This window comes from Neobacillus fumarioli NBRC 102428 (assembly GCF_001591485.1).
GTDB lineage: Bacteria > Bacillota > Bacilli > Bacillales > Cytobacillaceae > Neobacillus > Neobacillus fumarioli.
Genome location: NZ_BCUZ01000004.1, coordinates 25,941 through 43,844, shown reverse-complemented (window position 1 = coordinate 43,844; position 17,904 = coordinate 25,941). Strand labels below are relative to the sequence as shown.

Genomic DNA, 17,904 nt, shown 5'->3' with positions numbered 1-17,904 from the left:
AGCCAGGGGCAACGCATAGATGGTGAAACTGTACTGCAGAATATAATCCATCCACGAGGCCGCAACATTACAACATACAACCCATAATGGTTTATGAAAAGAGTGTGTAATGAAAAGATATGCTGAACTAACGGGAATTCAACTGTTAGAACTAAAGGATAAAAAGCCTTTAGGATAACAAAATTGGAGCAACCACTTGCCCCATATTCCGTCTGCAATCTTGCTGCTGTTAACCTGGCGGAAATGGCGGATAAGGAAAAGAAAACTGTTGATTTTGAAAAATTAAAGCGTACGGTAGCAGTCGGAGTCCGCATGCAGGATAATGTCATAAATGCTACTCCGTACTTCCTGGAAGAAAATAAAAAGCAAGCTCTCGGTGAGCGCCGCGTTGGACTGGGTGTAATGGGACTGCATGACCTCCTTATTTATTGTGAAACAGAATATGGTTCAAAAGAAGGCAATGAACTAATTGATCAAGTGTTTGAAACGATTGCTACTACAGCTTATAAAGCGTCAATCGAATTAGCGAAGGAGAAGGGCAGCTTTCCTTTCTTAACAGGACAAACACCAGAGGAAACAAATCGTCTAAGAGAGGCTTTTATTAACACGGGTTATATGAAGAAAATGCCTGAAGAGATTCGTAGGGGAATTTTGGAACATGGAATAAGAAATTCTCATCTATTAACCGTGGCACCAACCGGATCCACAGGGACCATGGTTGGTGTTGCAACCGGACTAGAACCTTATTTCTCCTTCTCCTACTTCCGGAGCGGGCGCTTAGGCAAATTTATCGAAGTGAATGCGGATATTGTTCAAGAATATCTTGAACAACATCCGGAAGCCGATAAAAATCATTTGCCTAAATGGTTTGTCACCGCCATGGATTTGTCACCGGAAGCTCATGCGGATGTCCAATGTGTCATCCAGCGCTGGATTGACAGCTCCATCAGTAAGACAGTTAATGCACCAAAAGGCTATAGCGTAGAGCAGGTGGAAAAAGTATATGAGCGATTGTACCGCGGCGGTGCGAAAGGCGGTACCGTCTATGTTGACGGATCTCGTGACTCGCAGGTTCTAACGCTTAAAGCAGAAGAAAACACGAACGAACAATTATCCATTTTTCCTGAGGAACCGCATGTTGTTCTTGTTGATACGATCACTGACCTTCGTTCCACCGATGTTACGATCGGCTCAGAGGTCGGAAACACTTGTCCGGTCTGCCGTAAAGGAAAAGTAAAAGAAATCGGTGGCTGCAATACATGTACAAACTGCGGCGCTCAATTAAAATGCGGACTTTAAGTCTGTTCTGAGGCGTGGAAAAAATCCACGCCTTTTATGCTGATTCAAAAACGTATTTTAAAATAAAGTCGAATTTTGTAATAATTCTTTAATATGGCTGTGACGTGTCTGTTACTCCCTCCTTGTATAGTAGAAATAACAAATTACGCAGTAGGAGGGACCAAAGTATGTTAAAGAAATACATAACAGCATTTGCAACCGTTGTCCTCATCTTAGCTTCGTTGTTTACTGTGGTAGGAAATCAAGTGGAAGCGGCTTCTTATAATTATCATACAAAAGCAATTTCAGTTGCTAAGGCAAATCTTGGTGTTCCATACCACTGGGGCGGAATGTCACCAAGCGGCTTCGATTGTTCTGGATTAATAAAATACTCCTATGGTAAAGCAGGAATAACATTGCCACATTCCGCAGCCGATATGTTCTATACAAAAGGCTATCGGGTAAGGTACTTGCATCCTGGAGATTTAATGTTCTTCGCCCCAAATAAGGCAAGCAGGCCAACACATGTAGCCATGTACATCGGCGCTGGCAGGATGATTATGGCCTCCTCTTCCAAAGGTGTCATCATTACCTATACAAGCAACAGCTACTGGAAACCAAGATACATTGGAGCAAAACGGATATAAAAGAAAATAAAGGCAGGTACAACAATCAAGTAATTCACATAAAAATAGCCAGAGCATAAAAAATATGTTCTGGCTATTTTTATGTGAATTGTTTACAACTTTCATAATTTAAAGTGATAATTTCCTATCAAAAGTAATTAAGTTATTTTAGATGACATTGACCAAAGTCGGGTTAGGCTCAGACATGAGCACCACTCCCCAATAAATTTTCTTCTTGTCTACTGTACTATTTTCCCATTTTCCCGCTTAAAGATGTAACAATGAGTACATCGTGGGGAGTGGCTGGCATGAAGATCGACGGTGTTTTCTCCGGAGGAGGTATTAAAGGGCTTGCGTTAGTAGGAGCTTATGAAGAAATAGAAAGAAGAGGTTTGCGTTTTGTCAGGCTGGCAGGAACGAGTGCAGGATCGATTGTAGCCGCGTTAATTGCTGCTGGGTATACGAGCAAAGAAATATACCAACTAGTAAGCGATGTGAATATGGAATTAATGCTGGATGCCCGTAAATCCATCATTCCTTTTGCCTTTTATAAATGGCTGTCGGTCTATTGGAAACTGGGGTTGTATAAAGGGGTTGAATTTGAAAAATGGATGACAGAAATACTCGCAGCAAAAGGCTTAAGGACATTTTCGGATTTACCCCCTAAAACACTTCGTTTGGTTGCTTCCGACATTTCAAATGGAAAAATGATTGTTTTACCCGATGATTTAGAGAAATATGGTATTTCTCCAGGTTCCTTTCCTATTGCAAAAGCCATTAGGATGAGCAGCAGTATTCCTTATTTTTTCGAACCTGTTAAAATACGGTCGAGAGATGGCATTAATGTAATCGTAGATGGAGGCGTCTTAAGTAACTTTCCTATGTGGCTGTTTGATCAGGAGAATGTTCAAAAATTAAGACCTGTACTGGGGATTACCTTAAGTGCAAATGAATATGAACATAAAAAACATAAAATTAAAAATGCTATTCAATTATTTACAGCGTTATTCGAGACTATGAAAGATGCTCATGATTCAAGATATATATCCAAAAAACATGTAAAAAATATCATTTTCATTCCGACAGAAGGGATTCTTCCTGTCGATTTCCATCTAGCAGAAGAAAAAAGGCAAGAATTATTTGCACTGGGAAAAGAACATGCAAAAATATTTCTAGATAAATGGAGCTATTAATAACATAAGAAAAATCGAGCATTAAAAGGACGCTCGATTTTTCTTATTTTTCCCCTTTTTTCCTTCAATAACAGTTAGATGAGCAGAAGTCTTCCTTCTGATTTTGTTGCCTCTCTTTAAAGGTGATAATGTGCCAAGAGCAGAGTTTTTGGTATTGGATTCACCGCTTTTTTGCATCAAACGTTTTTTGGATTTCCTCGCTGCTCTAAGAAATGCCCGCTGCTCTTTTTTCTGAGGGCTTGAAACTGAAAACTTGCGAACAACAAAATAGATCACACAACAAACTAATACGGTAACAGCTATTCCTTGAATAAAACGTGCCGGATTAGTTGAGAATGAACTAATAATGCCAATAATGGCAAGAAGGATCAATCCGCCAATTACGAATAAAGATGTCCGATTGTTCAAGATAGGCACCTCCCTAAGAGCATCATAAGCATTTTTTTCCTCTTTTAAACCATATCCATTAAATATTTAGACAATTTCTTCCTCCCCGAAACTGAGACCAGATTCTTTTTCCCTCCGCAGTAATTCTTTAAAGGAACAAATTGCTACTTCAACTTGGTCATCGTCTGGTTCCTTGGTGGTCAACAGCTGCAGCCAAAGACCAGGAAAACCAAGATATTTTAGTACTGGAATATTCCTTAATTTATTGGTGAATTGCAATACTTCAAAAGCAATTCCCAATACAACAGGAATTAACAGAAGACGGTCTAAAATCCTTAACCATAACGGTGAGGTGGGAACAGCCATATAGACAAAAACTCCGACAATAACCGTAAATAGAATGAAACTGCTTCCGCAGCGGTAATGAAGCCTGGAATGTGCCTGAACATTTTCCACGGTTAATTCGGTTCCAGATTCAAAGGTATTTATTACTTTATGCTCGGCACCGTGATATTGAAACACCCTTTTGATTAATGGCGTCATGGAGACAAAATAAATGTAGCAAAGCAAAAGCATCAGCTTAAAAAAACCTTCCATTAACACCTGGGCAATATCCGATGAAAAAATCGGCCTTGTTAACTCTGCCAGGAAAATGGGGATTAACGTGAGGGCAAATTTCCCAAACAGAAACGATATGACACCGACTGTCGCTACACCAAGGTACATGACAAATTTGGAGCTTTCTTGATTCTTTAATTTTTCATCATCTTTCGGATCAACATCATAACGATCCGTAGAGAAATTTAAATGTTTTGCACCGTTTGCACTTGCTTCAATGATGGCAATTATGCCGCGAAGAAACGGAATTTTTTTCAAGGATGGATTTTCCTTTCGGGGCATATGGAAGTAGTCGATGGACCGGTCCTTCCTGCGAATAGCCGTAACATAATGATATTTCCCGCCAAACATAACTCCTTCAACAACTGCTTGACCGCCATAAACTGCCTTTTTAGAATCTGACATCTCATCAACACCAATCTAACAAAAGTTGTATAGTATGTACTCACATTTATTCTACTAGAAAAAGCAAAAAACCTCTAGGACTTACATATTCTTTCCAATTAAAATTAAAAAAATTTTTTATGAAAAACATTGACAAATAAAGGGCATACTAACATTGGTTATTATATCGATGCGGTTGGAGGTTGTTTTTTATGGTACAAAAACAAAAGACCAATTATCCGAAGCCCATGGCATTGCCAGTTATGGTTTTTTGGACAGGATTATTTGGAGGTGTCTTTTGGGGAATAATTGGATTTCTGGCAGCCTTTTTTCATTTTACCGAAATTCGCCCCAATGTGATTGTTGAACCATGGACGCTTGGAAATTGGAAATATAAGTGGCAGGGGACTGTTCTATCCATTATTTTATTAGGGATTATTTCTGTTGTCGCTGCTTATATTTATTATTTCTTGCTTAAAAGGTTTAAAGGTTGGTGGATGGGAGCAGTCTATGGAATTGTATTGTTTTTCATTGTATTTTTCATTTTAAATCCGCTTTTTACCGGAATTAAACCATTTACTGAATTAAAGCAGGATACAGTTATCACATCCATTTGCTTATATATCGTTTATGGAATTTTTATCGGTTATTCCATTAGTTATGAATATCAAATCAAGAATACACAGAATAGAGAAGCGTCCAGTTGACTCTGTAATAGTCTGAATGAATAGACTTATGTTACAATGAATCATGTGATGAATAAGGAGAGTGGAGAATATGGGGAAATTGGAAAAATTAAGAGCTGCTTTCGAGGCGAATGGCATTGATGGAATATTAATTTCAAGACCCTTTAATCGCCGTTACATATCAAATTTTACCGGCACTTCCGGGGTTGTCTTAATCAGCAGTGATCAAGCACAGTTTATTACAGATTTCCGCTATATTGAACAAGCATCAAAACAATGTGAAGGCTTTGAGATTATTAAGTTTTCTGATACGATTCCTCAGGAAGTCGCCAGACAGGTTAAGAAATTAGGTATTCAAAAACTCGGATTTGAAGAAGACTATATAAGCTTCGCCTCTTATAAAGTATATGACAAAGAAATTGAAGCTGAACTTGTTCCGGTTTCAGGAGTAATTGAAAAGTTACGCTTGATTAAGACGGATGCAGAGATTAAGATAATAAAGGAAGCAGCAGATATTGCGGATGCTGCCTTTAAACATATTTTGGATTTTATCCGTCCAGGCATAACCGAATTAGAAGTAGCGAATGAGTTAGAATTCTTTATGCGAAAGTCAGGAGCGGTATCTTCATCGTTTGACACCATTGTTGCCTCAGGCTATCGTTCCGCACTGCCGCACGGTGTTGCAAGCGAAAAGGTTATTGAAAAAGGTGATATGGTTACACTCGATTATGGAGCCAATTACAAAGGATATGTTTCGGATATAACAAGAACAATTGCCGTCGGAGAACCTGACAGCAAGCTGAAAGCGATATATGAAATTGTTCTCGAAGCACAGCTGCGCGGAATGGAAGGCATTAAGCCTGGTATGACCGGAAAGCAAGCGGATGCTTTAACAAGAGATTACATATCGGAAAAAGGATATGGCGAATATTTTGGGCATTCAACCGGCCATGGAATCGGTCTGGAAGTTCATGAAGGCCCTTCTCTTTCCATGAAGTCTGAGCTTGTTTTAGAACCAGGTATGATCGTAACATGTGAGCCTGGCATTTATATTCCGGGTCTTGGAGGCGTTCGGATCGAAGATGATGTGCTGATCACGAAAGGCCATAATGAAGCACTCACTCATTCTGCAAAAGAACTTATCATTTTGTAACAATTTTAGGAGGACTAGAGATGATTTCAGTTAACGATTTCCGTACAGGATTAACGATTGAAGTGGATGGTAGCATTTGGCGTGTCATTGATTTCCAACATGTAAAGCCAGGTAAGGGAGCTGCTTTTGTCCGTTCCAAGCTGCGCAATCTTCGTACCGGAGCCATTCAGGAAAAAACATTCCGCGCTGGTGAAAAAGTAGAGAAAGCGCAAATTGATAACCGCAAAATGCAGTATTTGTATGCAAGCGGTGATCAGCACGTGTTCATGGATATGGAATCCTATGAGCAGGTTGAACTGCCGGCATCAAGCATTGAACACGAATTAAAGTTTTTAAAAGAAAACATGGAAGTATACATTGTCATGTTCCAAGGCGAAACACTTGGTGTTGAATTGCCAAATACAGTGGAATTAGAAGTGGTTGAAACCGAACCAGGAATCAAGGGGGACACAGCTTCAGGCGGTTCCAAACCGGCTACACTTGAAACCGGCCTTGTCGTTCAAGTTCCATTCTTCGTCAACCAAGGGGATAAATTAATTATCAATACGACTGATGGTACTTACGTATCAAGAGCATAATAGATAAAGAAGCCTTAGGCCGCTACAGTGCGGCCTGGGGCTTTTTTATTTCGAAACCTTAAACTGTTCATCTCGATACAAGTTCTATTAAATCGATAGAAGAATTAACAGATTTGGAAGTCATATTGCGGCTGGACAGGCATACATTTTAATTAGTAAGACAGGCAGTAATGAGGAGGAGCCAACGTGGAAACGATTTTTCATTTCTTACCTAAAAGTATTGCCAGCCATATCGGACAGATCCCTCCTAATCAAAAAGATGAACTAGAAGAAATCAGGGTGCGAATTAACCGGCCGATTGAAATTACCGTAAGCGGATGTCCGCCTTGTTTTTTGCCTTACATTGTCACAGCTGATGATGCCTTTCACCTAATGAATAAAATCAGTCATTTCTCCATTTATACACTTGAAGAAGAATTGAAACAGGGATATATCACAATTGCCGGGGGACATCGAATTGGACTTGCTGGCAAGGTCATCCTTGAGGGAGGAAAGGTGAAGGCGATTCGGGATATTTCTTCTTTTAATATTCGAATTGCCCGTGAAAAAATTGGAGCTGGCGAGCCGATGATACCTTATATTTTTCAAGGGGGCTGGATGAATACAATGGTTATCGGTCCCCCGCAAACAGGGAAGACGACATTGCTGCGAGATTTCGCCAGAATCATTTCGACAGGCATTAAAGCACAAGGCATTCAGGCAAGCAAGGTAGGTCTTGTGGATGAACGAAGTGAAATTGCCGGCTGTGTCAATGGCATTCCTCAATTAACCTTTGGCCCCCGTTTGGACGTTCTGGACGCCTGTCCAAAGGCAGAGGGAATGATGATGATGATCCGTTCCATGAGTCCGGATGTTCTTATTGTGGATGAAATTGGTCGCAAGGAGGATGCGGAGGCTATTCAAGAGGCAGTTCATGCTGGCATTAAATTGCTGATGACAACACATGGAAGTAGTTTGGAAGAAATCAAGAAAAGGCCCTCACTGCAGGAAATTCTCAAACAACAAATCTTTGAACGGTTTATTGTTCTCAACAGGAATGCCGGCCCCGGAACTATTACCCATATTTTAGATAAAAATGGGGAGGAAATGAAACAAAAAGTGAGAGTGACATAAATGGTTAAATTGATTGGTGCCATTTTCATTATTGTAGCCACGACTGTGATCGGGTTTGAAGCTTCACGAAATTTTAGCGAACGGCCGCGCCAGCTTAGAGCTTTAAGATCTGCTCTGCAGTCACTGGATGCGGAGATTATGTATGGACATACACCGCTGCATGAAGCGGCAAGGCGGTTAGCATCCCAAATGACACGCCCCTTTTCTTCATTTTTTGAATCGTTTGCTGGGAAGTTAACCAATACGGAAACAACGGTGAAAGACGCATGGGAAGAAAGTTTGAAAGAGGTTTGGAAATCCACTGCCTTAAAGCAGGGAGAATTTGAAATCATGAAACAATTTGGTGAAACTCTGGGCAGGCATGATCGCTTTTCCCAGCAAAAACATATTATGCTTACTCTTTCTCACCTCGAACGAGAAGAAGCAGATGCCGTACAAGCACAGGCCAAATACGAAAAAATGGTAAAAAGTCTTGGCTTCTTGGCAGGGCTATTACTCATCATCTTATTATTTTAGGGGGAAAAGCGATGAATTTAGATGCGGATATTATTTTCAAGATTGCCGGCGTAGGAATTGTTGTGGCATTTTTGCATACTGTGCTTGATCAAGTCGGGAAGAAAGAATATGCCCAGTGGGTCACTTTATTTGGATTTATCTATATCCTCTTTCAAGTAGCTTCCATTGTTGATGATTTGTTTCAAAAAATAAAATCAGTCTTTTTGTTTCAATAGAAAGGGGGGCTTTGCTATTGAAATCGTAAAAATCGTCGGAATCTCTCTTGTAGCCACCTTTCTTGCCCTGATTGTAAAAGAACAAAAGCCTAATTTTGCTTTTCTTTTGATCGTATTTACTGGTTGCTCAATTTTCCTTTTTTTGGTTGATAAGATTTATGAGATTGTTCACATGGTGGAAAGATTGGCCGTAAATGCAAAAGTAAATTTAGTCTATGTCGAAACCATTTTGAAAATCATTGGCATTGCCTATATCGCTGAATTTGCCGTGCAAATAACGAAGGATGCGGGACAAGGCTCCATCGCCTCGAAAATTGAATTAGCTGGAAAAGTCATCATTCTTGCGATGGCAGTACCTATACTAACGGTATTAATTGAAACAATTATTAAACTTATTCCGAGCTGATCCCAATCCTTAAAACGAGGTGTAAACATTGAAGCAATGGCTGCAGATTATTCCGATTACGATTCTTTTCTTTTTTCTTTTTTTTATCCCAAATGTTCAGGCTTCCGAAGATTCCACTACACAATTTTCACCACAGCAGCTAGTAGATTCCCAGCTCCAAAAGTTAGATTTAACGGACCTAAAGAAATTTTGGGAGGATATCACCACGAAATATGGCGGGTATCTTCCTGAAAGTCAAAAAGGAAGCCTCTATGATTTTATAAAAGGCGATAAGAAATTTTCCCTTCAAGAATGGGGGAAAGGATTTTTGAAGTTTGCTTTTCAAGAGTTTGTTGCCAATGGGAAATTGCTCGGTTCGATCATTATGCTGGCGATTTTCAGCATGGTCCTGCAGTCCATGCAAAATGCGTTTGAACAAAGCAATGTCTCCAAGATTGCCTACGCAATTGTATACATGGTGCTGGTTATTTTGGCGCTTAATAGTTTTCATATTGCGATCAGTTATGCGAATGAAGCGATCGGAACTATGATCTCCTTCGTTCTAGCATTAATTCCGCTTTTGCTGGCATTAATGGCGGCATCAGGCGGTGTGATCTCAGCCTCTTTCTTTCACCCAGTCATTTTGTTTCTAATGAATATGAGCGGTATGTTCATGCAGTATATTATTCTACCGCTTCTCTTTTTATCAGCTTTGCTAAGCATTGTCAGTACCATGTCAGATCATTATAAGGTTACCCAATTAGCTTCATTGCTTCGAAATTGGAGCATTGGATTGATGGGGCTGTTTTTAACAGTATTTCTCGGTGTTATTTCTGTCCAGGGAGCTTCGGCTGCTGTGACAGATGGGATCGCAATTCGTACGGCGAAATTCATTACCGGAAACTTTATCCCGGTGATTGGCAGAATGTTTACCGATGCAACAGACACGGTGGTCAGTGCATCTGTCCTTTTAAAAAACAGTGTTGGTTTAGCAGGGGTTGCTATCCTGATGATTATTACAGCCTTTCCAGCCGTTAAGATCTTAATGATTTCTTTTATCTACAAGTTTGCCGCTAGCGTCTTACAGCCGTTGGGAGGCGGCCCGATCATCAAATGCCTGGATATAATCAGTAAAAGTGTCATTTATGTTTTTGCCGCACTAGGAATCGTGTCATTAATGTTTTTTTTAAGTATTACCGTTATCGTGGCAGCCGGAAATTTGACCATGATGATGCGATAGGAGGTGTGCTCTTTGGACTTTTTAAAAGAGTGGGTAACAAATATTATTCTTTTTATTTTGTTAGCCACGATTATCGATATGCTCCTGCCGAGTTCGAGCATGCAGAAATATACAAAGATGGTCATGGGACTATTGTTAATCGCCATTATCCTGACCCCAGTTTATAAATTAATATCAAATGATTTTGAAACATCTTTAGCATCTATTCCTTCCTTTCATGCACCAGGAGCAACCAATCTGAAAAATTCGATAGATTTAAAGAAAAAAGAAATACAAGCTTCCCAACATGCATATATTTTAGAAGAAACAGCTGCCCAGCTGAAAAAAGGGGCTGAGGAGGAGTTGATGAAACAATACGGTTTAGAGATCGAAAAAATTAATATCTCAACGAACAATAAAAGTGACCAAGCATTCCCTGACAATCTCCAGAAAATTACGGTTCTCTTAAAACCAAAAGAAGCGGAGAAAACAATCGAAGCGGTTAAACCGATTGTCATTAACACCCAAACACCTCTTTCCTCTCAAAGATCAACAGACCAAACAGAACAAACAGATCGTATTGCCGCATTTCTCTCGCAAAAATGGAATGTAACAAAAAACTTAGTCAATGTTTCGATTGAAGGGGGGATCGATGACCAGAATGGATAAACCACAAGGACCGCTTTCATGGCTGAGTAAATGGCTGAAAGTGGATAAAAACGGAAGCAACAAATTAGGAAAATATCAATATATGCTTCTTGTTCTATGTATTGGCGCCGCTTTTATGGTGGTTGGAAATGTCTTGTTTAAACCGAATGGTACAAGCACAGCAGTACCTGCTGCCGCCAATCAAAAAGTTCAGTCCAGTGATGTTCCGGTCTTTGGCCAGAATAAAGGCGGGGGAACATCAGCCATTGCCGAATATGAAGAAAAGTATGAGGACCAGTTAAAAAAAGCACTCCAGGAAATGTTAGGTGTCAAGGATGTCACGGTCGTGATCAACGTTGATTCAACCGACAAACAGATTTTTGAAAAAAATTCGACGACAAAGACCCAAACAACAGAAGAAACCGCGAATGATGGTGGACAGCGCAAAGTGACCGATTCCTCAACAGATACCCAACTGGTGATTCTCAAGAACGGTGATAAGGAAGTGCCGATCGTCGTCCAGACGAAAAAGCCGCCGATTCGCGGCGTGTTGGTAGTAGCCAAAGGTGCTCAAAATATAGAAGTAAAAAAATGGATTGTAGAGGCTGTGACAAGAGTATTAGGAGTCCCAAGCTACCGGGTCGCAGTAGAACCAAAAAAATAAGGAGGATTAAGAAATGCTATTGAAGAAACAAACAGTATGGTTATTAACGATGCTAAGTTTAGTGGTTGTGTTATCCGTTTACTACATTACGTCTCCAGAACCAAAAAGCAAAGATCTTGCTGTAGTAGAGCAAAATGCAAAAAACCAAGGGAAGCAACAAACGAAAACGCAAACAAATTCCAAAGACAGCGGGCAGATCATTTCACAGGCAGCTGGTGACAGTGACTTTGAAGCATTGCGGATGAAATTACAAGATGAGCGCAGCAAACAGCAGGAAGAGCTAACAAATGAACTTGCTGCCACAAACCTTCCGGCTGACGAACGGAGCAAAATAAAGGATCAAATGGACAAACTAAATGAAATAGCACAGCACGAAGAAGTTCTCGAAACCTTGATTAAAACAATGGGGTATGACGATGCCCTTGTCAGAGCAGATGGCGGACAGGTAAAAGTGACAGTTAAATCTAAGAAAAAACTTTCTGCATCTGAAGCCAATAATATCATTCAAAAAGTGAAAAAAGAAATGAACGACACCAACTTCGTTGCCGTAGAATATACACCATCTAAATAAAAAAAGGAAAGCATGTGCTTTCCTTTTTTTATGCTTGAGAATAGAAGTCAAAAATGTTATTTTTAAAAAATCTTTAATTACATTCACATCAATTGAAAAAAGTATTATGATGGAATGGAGGGTGACAAACGCCATTAGATTATTGAACTTACATAAGGTATTATCGTATAGTATTAATAGCTAGTCTTAAAATATTGGGAACATGGGGTGTAATAAATGTTAAAAGTACAAGAAATTCGGGAACTAATTAAATTAGTAGACCAATCATCCATTGATGAATTCGTATACGAGAACGAAGGTTCAAAAATTAAAATGAAGAAACATAATGGGGCAACAGTTGCAGCAGTTCAGCCAGTAGTGCAAGCAGCTCAAAGTGCGCCGATTGTGCAAAATGTTCCGGTACAAGCAGCTGCACCTGCACCAGCAGCAGTACAGGAAACCAAACAAGAGACTCCTAAAACTCAAGAACCAGCCGAAGCTGATACAGCAAATTTACATAAGATTACATCGCCAATGGTTGGAACGTTTTATGCGTCTCCGAGTCCTGATGCCGATCCATATGTAAAACCAGGTTCTAAGGTATTAAAAGATTCGATTGTTTGTATCGTTGAAGCAATGAAATTATTTAATGAGATTGAAGCCGAAGTAAACGGAGAAATTGTTGAAGTATTAGTGAAAAATGGCCAATTAGTAGAATACGGACAACCATTATTTTTAGTAAAGCCAGAATAAGGAGCGGTAACAGGATGATAAAAAAACTGTTAATAGCAAATAGGGGAGAGATTGCGGTCAGGATTATCAGGGCCTGCCGGGAAATGGGGATTGAAACTGTTGCCGTATATTCCGAAGCAGACCGGGAGGCTTTGCATGTCCAGCTTGCGGATGAATCCTACTGTATCGGTCCTACCTCCTCGAAAGACAGTTATTTAAACGTGACAAATATCATAAGTACAGCAAAGCTGACAGGCTGCGATGCCATTCATCCGGGATACGGCTTTTTAGCGGAAAATGCTGACTTTGCCGAGCTTTGCCGGGAATGTAATATTACGTTTGTCGGCCCAAGCCCTGAAGCAATCACCAAAATGGGGACGAAGGATATTGCCAGAGAAACAATGCGTAAAGCAGGTGTTCCGATTGTGCCGGGCTCAACCGGAATTATTCATGATATTGATGAGGCCCTTGAATTGGTAAAAAAGATTGACTATCCTGTCATCATTAAAGCAACGGCCGGCGGCGGAGGAAAAGGGATCCGCGTAGCGAGAAATGAACAGGAATTAATTAAAGGTATTAATATTACCCAGCAGGAAGCCATGACTGCATTTGGCAATCCGGGGGTCTATATTGAGAAATATATTGAGGATTTCCGTCATGTTGAGATCCAAGTATTGGCTGATTCTTATGGCAATACGATCCATCTGGGAGAGAGGGACTGTTCCATTCAGCGCAGACTGCAAAAACTTCTTGAAGAAACACCATCGCCTGCTCTCGATGGGGAAATTCGTGAAGAAATGGGAAATGCAGCTGTCAAAGCAGCAAAAGCAGTTGATTATTCCGGTGCAGGAACGGTAGAATTTATATATGACTATCGCAATCGGAAATTCTATTTTATGGAAATGAACACAAGGATTCAGGTTGAACATCCTGTTACCGAAATGGTCACTGGAATTGATTTGATTAAAGAGCAGATTCGTGTAGCAAATGGCGAAAAACTAACGCTCAAACAAAAGGATGTTACATTTACTGGCTGGGCAATCGAGTGTCGGATCAACGCTGAAAATCCAGAAAAGAATTTCATGCCGTCAGCCGGAAAAATCAAAATGTACCTTCCACCAGGGGGGTTAGGGGTTCGCATAGATTCAGCAGCATACCCGGGATACACCATACCCCCTTATTATGATTCCATGATTGCGAAAGTCATCGCATATGGAAGTACAAGGGAAGAAGCGATTCAAAGAATGAAACGGGCATTAAGCGAATTTGTTGTTGAAGGTGTTCATACCACGATCCCGTTCCATTTGAAACTCCTTGAGCATGAAAAATTTGTAGAAGGCAATTTCAATACGAAATTCCTAGAATTGCATGATGTAATGAAGTCGGTGTAAAAAACTGGAGGTGTTTGGATGAGCGAGTTTAATATCCTGGAAATGGAACAAGAACACGAAGGTCTGGGCAAGATCGAAATTGCACCGGAGGTCATTGAAGTGATTGCCGGAATTGCTGCATCCGAAGTAGAAGGTGTAGCTGGAATGCGCGGCAATTTTGCTGCCGGTGTCGTGGAACGTCTTGGGAAGAAAAACCATGGTAAAGGGGTAAAAGTAGAACTAACCGAAACAGGAATTAAAGTAGACGTCTATTGTCTAATGAAATTCGGGGTATCCATTCCGGCTGTTGCTGGAAAAATCCAGGATAATATTCGTCAGGCACTGCTTAATATGACGGCGTTAGAAGCCGAAGAAGTGAACATTCATGTCGTCGGAATACAATTTGAAACCCAGAAAATAGAACCGGAAATCGATTCAGAAGTGTAGCGCTTACAACCAAAGGAAGGATCCTTTGGTTGTTCTATTCTGCTTAAAAATTAAAAAATTCCTACCACAAAGTGCGATTCCTGATTAATTATGCTATTATCATCTTTGTAAGTTAAAAGGGCAAAGAATCTATTAATTTCCCTGAAGGAGTCTAAGATGTAATGAAAAGAAGAACAGCGAGGGAAAAAGCATTACAGGCGCTTTTTCAAATTGATGTCAGTCAAAGTGAACCATCTTCTGCAATTGAACATGTGTTAGAAGGAAAGCCGGGTGACGAATTTCTGTCCACGCTCGTATTTGGTGTGGTCGAACATGAGCAAGAAGTAGACAAGCTGATTAGTGAAAATTTAGAGAAATGGTCACTGGACCGATTAGCCATTGTAGACCGCAACCTGTTAAGATTAGCTGTATTCGAACTGAAATTTTTGCCGGAGACACCGGAAAATGTTGTGTTTGATGAAGCAATCGAAATCGCGAAAAAATACGGAGACGACCAATCCAGCAAATTTATAAACGGCGTCCTTTCAAAAGTAAAGCAAAAACTTAAATCTGAATGATCGCTTAAGGGGAGTTAGAAATGACTGCTAAAATCATTAACGGAAAAGATATTGCTGCAAAGAAAAAAATTGAAATTGCTCAAGAAGTGAAACAATTGAAAGCAAAAGGGGTCACTCCGGGCTTAGCCGTTATTCTGGTTGGCAATAATCATGCCTCTCGCACCTATGTAACCAATAAACAAAAAACATGTGAAGAGCTCGGCATGTATTCGATCTTAATTGAAATGCCTGAAGAGACCACAGAAGAAGAATTGCTGACCAAAATAAAGGGACTAAATGGGGATACGAAAATCCACGGTATTTTAGTTCAGCTTCCCCTTCCAAAACAAATTGATGAGAAAAAAGTAATTGAAGCGATTGCGCCTGAAAAGGATGTAGATGGCTTTCATCCGATAAATATTGGTAGAATGTTGACAGGGCAAAATGCTTTCCTGCCATGCACACCATATGGGATTATGGTCTTGCTGGAAGAGTCGGGAATATCTCTTTCAGGCAAACATGCAGTTGTTGTCGGAAGAAGTAATATTGTCGGGAAACCAGTTGGACAATTATTGTTAAACCATAATGCTACCGTTACGTACTGCCATTCCAAAACGAAAGATCTGCCATTTCACACAAAGCAGGCGGATATTTTGATTGCTGCCGTCGGAATTCCGAATTTTATTACAGCCGAACATGTAAAAGAGGGAGCTGTAGTTATTGACGTCGGAATTAACCGTAATGAAGAAGGCAAGCTTTGCGGCGATGTTGCATTTAATGAAGTGAGTGAAATAGCGGGATTCATTACCCCTGTTCCAAAGGGAGTCGGTCCAATGACGATTACGATGCTGATGTATAATACAGTGCAATCAGCGAAACAAAGTATCGAATAAACTTTTTCTAGTCCTTATCTTTTATGGATTAAGCCATTCTTCCGGATTATGCGGACAAAATGCCTGGCTTACTATATAATAGATAGGGACTATTTTTTTCAGGCTTGTACCTCAGGAAAGAGGAGTATTTATGCAAGAACAAAAATTTTTAACTGTGAATGCTTTAACTAAATACATAAAACGTAAATTTGATGCAGACCCGCATTTGCGCGACATTCACGTAAGAGGTGAAATATCCAATTTTAAGCAGCATTCAAGCGGGCATATGTATTTTACATTAAAAGATGAAAAGGCCCGCATTTTGGCTGTGATGTTTTCAAGCTATTCGCGTACGATGAAATTTTTGCCGGAAAATGGAATGAAAGTGATCGTAAAAGGCGATATTACCGTCTACGAACCAAGCGGTCAATATCAAATCTATATAAAAGAAATGCAGCCTGATGGGATTGGAGAACTATTTTTAGCGTATGAGCAGTTAAAGCAAAGGCTGGAAGCGGAAGGTTTGTTTGCACCGGAAATGAAAAAGGCGATCCCTCAATTTCCAAGAACAGTAGGGGTTATTACTTCTCCAACCGGGGCAGCCATACGAGATGTCATTACAACGATTAAACGAAGATATCCGATCGTGAATATTTTAATCTTTCCTGTTCTGGTTCAAGGGGATTATGCGGCCCCTTCTATTGTGAAGGCAATCGAAAAAGCGAATACTATGAAAGATATTGATGTTTTGATTGTCGGACGGGGAGGCGGCTCTATTGAGGAATTGTGGGCTTTTAATGAAGAAACTGTGGCCCGTGCTATTTTTGCTTCACAGATCCCGGTGATTTCAGCTGTCGGGCATGAAACCGATTTTACCATTGCTGACTTTGTGGCTGATTTAAGAGCCCCCACACCGACGGGTGCTGCCGAACTCGCGGTCCCGCATATCGATGAATTAATGGATCGTATTTTGCAGCGGCAAACACGGTTGATCCGAACGATGCAGGAGCAGTTCCGCTTTCAAAAGGAACGTTTCAATCGTGTGCAAAAATCGTATGCATTCCGGTATCCATTCAGACTTTATGAACAAAAGCTCGAGCAGGTTGACAGATTAACAGAAATGCTGATCCGCGGTTCAGCGCGGTTGACTTCCATCAAAAAAAACGAGCATGAGGTGCTGGAAAAACGACTGCACAGAAACCATCCAAAACAAGCCTTAAAAGAAGCGAAAAGTCGGTATGAACGATCCCAAAAGGACATGGATAAAGCCATAATTCAAATCCTTAGGAGAAAACAAACAGATTTCAACCGGATGATGTCAACATTACGGGCTCTCAGCCCGCTCTCCATTATGGAAAGGGGCTATAGTTTAGCCTATTCGGAAAACAATCGCTTACTAAAAAGTGTTGCCGGGGTCAAAGTCACAGACCAAGTTCTAATTCAATTAACGGACGGAAGCCTATACTGTAGGGTAGAGAAGATAAAGGAGAGCGAAAATCGTGACGAATGAAAATAAATTATCCTTTGAAGAAGCCATGACAAAGCTTGAGGAAATTGTGGAAAAATTGGAAGAAGGCGATATCCCTTTAGAAGATGCAATTAAGTATTATAAAGAAGGAATGGAATTGTCGAAACTTTGTCATGACAAATTGAAACATGTAGAGGCACAACTGACACAAATTATAACGGAGGATGGACGGACCGAGACCTTTGTACTTAATGAGGAGGAATAAT

The 17,904-nt window shown here is 40.3% G+C and carries 22 protein-coding genes and 1 pseudogene; 21 read left to right on the top strand and 2 right to left on the bottom strand.

Annotated features, from left to right (window positions below; all coding sequences use genetic code 11):
- Positions 1-186: 186 nt before the first annotated feature.
- The 3 genes and pseudogenes from BFU02S_RS01695 to BFU02S_RS01685 form a co-directional block, all read left to right on the top strand.
- A pseudogene (locus BFU02S_RS01695) lies at positions 187-1,299 on the top strand (ribonucleotide reductase barrel domain-containing protein); the annotation flags it as partial.
- Between the two features lie 167 nt (positions 1,300-1,466).
- Positions 1,467-1,925 carry a C40 family peptidase gene (locus tag BFU02S_RS01690; protein WP_066365728.1) on the top strand — a complete coding sequence of 153 codons (459 nt, stop codon included), beginning with the start codon at positions 1,467-1,469 and terminating at the stop codon, positions 1,923-1,925.
- Between the two features lie 287 nt (positions 1,926-2,212).
- Positions 2,213-3,097, top strand: a complete 885-nt coding sequence (locus BFU02S_RS01685) for a patatin-like phospholipase family protein (protein ID WP_066365727.1) — start codon at positions 2,213-2,215, stop codon at positions 3,095-3,097.
- Between the two features lie 21 nt (positions 3,098-3,118).
- On the opposite strand, the gene BFU02S_RS01680 is transcribed toward BFU02S_RS01685, so the two are convergent.
- Both BFU02S_RS01680 and BFU02S_RS01675 read right to left on the bottom strand, forming a co-directional pair.
- Complete coding sequence (locus tag BFU02S_RS01680; RefSeq protein WP_305801404.1) at positions 3,119-3,514, bottom strand: SA1362 family protein; 396 nt, start codon at positions 3,512-3,514, stop codon at positions 3,119-3,121.
- 57 nt (positions 3,515-3,571) lie between these two features.
- Positions 3,572-4,507 (bottom strand): DUF1385 domain-containing protein, encoded by a 936-nt coding sequence (locus BFU02S_RS01675; RefSeq protein WP_066365724.1) that lies wholly within the window; start codon positions 4,505-4,507, stop codon positions 3,572-3,574.
- Positions 4,508-4,698: 191 nt separating this feature from the next.
- Here BFU02S_RS01675 and BFU02S_RS01670 point away from each other — a divergent pair, with 191 nt between their 5' ends.
- From BFU02S_RS01670 to BFU02S_RS01585, 18 genes are all read left to right on the top strand, one after another.
- Positions 4,699-5,193, top strand: coding sequence for a YqhR family membrane protein (locus BFU02S_RS01670; RefSeq protein ID WP_066365723.1), 495 nt, complete (start codon positions 4,699-4,701; stop codon positions 5,191-5,193).
- 70 nt (positions 5,194-5,263) lie between these two features.
- On the top strand, positions 5,264-6,325 hold the full coding sequence (locus BFU02S_RS01665) for a M24 family metallopeptidase (RefSeq protein ID WP_066365722.1): 1,062 nt from the start codon (positions 5,264-5,266) through the stop codon (positions 6,323-6,325).
- A gap of 20 nt (positions 6,326-6,345) precedes the next feature.
- A complete protein-coding gene (gene efp / locus BFU02S_RS01660; protein WP_066365720.1) occupies positions 6,346-6,903 on the top strand; it encodes an elongation factor P in 558 nt (185 codons plus the stop codon).
- Positions 6,904-7,089: 186 nt separating this feature from the next.
- The gene (gene spoIIIAA / locus BFU02S_RS01655) at positions 7,090-8,016 is read left to right on the top strand and encodes a stage III sporulation protein AA (RefSeq protein ID WP_066365718.1); all 927 of its coding nucleotides are present in this window, start codon (positions 7,090-7,092) and stop codon (positions 8,014-8,016) included.
- Entirely contained in the window at positions 8,017-8,532 is a 516-nt protein-coding gene (gene spoIIIAB / locus BFU02S_RS01650) for a stage III sporulation protein SpoIIIAB (RefSeq protein ID WP_066365716.1), read from the top strand.
- An 11-nt stretch (positions 8,533-8,543) separates the two neighbouring features.
- Positions 8,544-8,747 carry a stage III sporulation protein AC gene (spoIIIAC, locus tag BFU02S_RS01645; RefSeq protein ID WP_066365714.1) on the top strand — a complete coding sequence of 68 codons (204 nt, stop codon included), beginning with the start codon at positions 8,544-8,546 and terminating at the stop codon, positions 8,745-8,747.
- A gap of 16 nt (positions 8,748-8,763) precedes the next feature.
- The gene (gene spoIIIAD, locus BFU02S_RS01640) at positions 8,764-9,153 is read left to right on the top strand and encodes a stage III sporulation protein AD (protein WP_235841965.1); all 390 of its coding nucleotides are present in this window, start codon (positions 8,764-8,766) and stop codon (positions 9,151-9,153) included.
- Positions 9,154-9,181: 28 nt separating this feature from the next.
- A complete protein-coding gene (gene spoIIIAE / locus BFU02S_RS01635; protein WP_066365709.1) occupies positions 9,182-10,372 on the top strand; it encodes a stage III sporulation protein AE in 1,191 nt (396 codons plus the stop codon).
- Positions 10,373-10,384: 12 nt separating this feature from the next.
- Complete coding sequence (gene spoIIIAF, locus BFU02S_RS01630; RefSeq protein ID WP_066365705.1) at positions 10,385-11,020, top strand: stage III sporulation protein AF; 636 nt, start codon at positions 10,385-10,387, stop codon at positions 11,018-11,020.
- The gene (gene spoIIIAG, locus BFU02S_RS01625) at positions 11,004-11,663 is read left to right on the top strand and encodes a stage III sporulation protein AG (protein ID WP_369690638.1); all 660 of its coding nucleotides are present in this window, start codon (positions 11,004-11,006) and stop codon (positions 11,661-11,663) included. The genes spoIIIAF and spoIIIAG overlap by 17 nt, the downstream gene beginning before the upstream one ends.
- 13 nt (positions 11,664-11,676) lie before the next feature.
- Positions 11,677-12,234, top strand: coding sequence for a SpoIIIAH-like family protein (locus BFU02S_RS01620; RefSeq protein ID WP_066365699.1), 558 nt, complete (start codon positions 11,677-11,679; stop codon positions 12,232-12,234).
- Positions 12,235-12,450: 216 nt separating this feature from the next.
- Complete coding sequence (accB, locus tag BFU02S_RS01615) at positions 12,451-12,966, top strand: acetyl-CoA carboxylase biotin carboxyl carrier protein (protein ID WP_066365692.1); 516 nt, start codon at positions 12,451-12,453, stop codon at positions 12,964-12,966.
- Positions 12,967-12,980: 14 nt separating this feature from the next.
- Complete coding sequence (gene accC / locus BFU02S_RS01610) at positions 12,981-14,336, top strand: acetyl-CoA carboxylase biotin carboxylase subunit (RefSeq protein WP_066365689.1); 1,356 nt, start codon at positions 12,981-12,983, stop codon at positions 14,334-14,336.
- Positions 14,337-14,354: 18 nt separating this feature from the next.
- Positions 14,355-14,762 carry an Asp23/Gls24 family envelope stress response protein gene (locus tag BFU02S_RS01605; RefSeq protein WP_066365682.1) on the top strand — a complete coding sequence of 136 codons (408 nt, stop codon included), beginning with the start codon at positions 14,355-14,357 and terminating at the stop codon, positions 14,760-14,762.
- Positions 14,763-14,923: 161 nt separating this feature from the next.
- Entirely contained in the window at positions 14,924-15,319 is a 396-nt protein-coding gene (gene nusB, locus BFU02S_RS01600) for a transcription antitermination factor NusB (RefSeq protein WP_066365680.1), read from the top strand.
- Positions 15,320-15,339: 20 nt separating this feature from the next.
- Entirely contained in the window at positions 15,340-16,191 is an 852-nt protein-coding gene (gene folD / locus BFU02S_RS01595; protein ID WP_066365678.1) for a bifunctional methylenetetrahydrofolate dehydrogenase/methenyltetrahydrofolate cyclohydrolase FolD, read from the top strand.
- 130 nt (positions 16,192-16,321) lie between these two features.
- Positions 16,322-17,680, top strand: a complete 1,359-nt coding sequence (xseA, locus tag BFU02S_RS01590) for an exodeoxyribonuclease VII large subunit (RefSeq protein WP_066365677.1) — start codon at positions 16,322-16,324, stop codon at positions 17,678-17,680.
- Entirely contained in the window at positions 17,670-17,903 is a 234-nt protein-coding gene (locus BFU02S_RS01585) for an exodeoxyribonuclease VII small subunit (protein ID WP_066365676.1), read from the top strand. The genes xseA and BFU02S_RS01585 overlap by 11 nt, the downstream gene beginning before the upstream one ends.
- Position 17,904 lies beyond the last annotated feature (1 nt).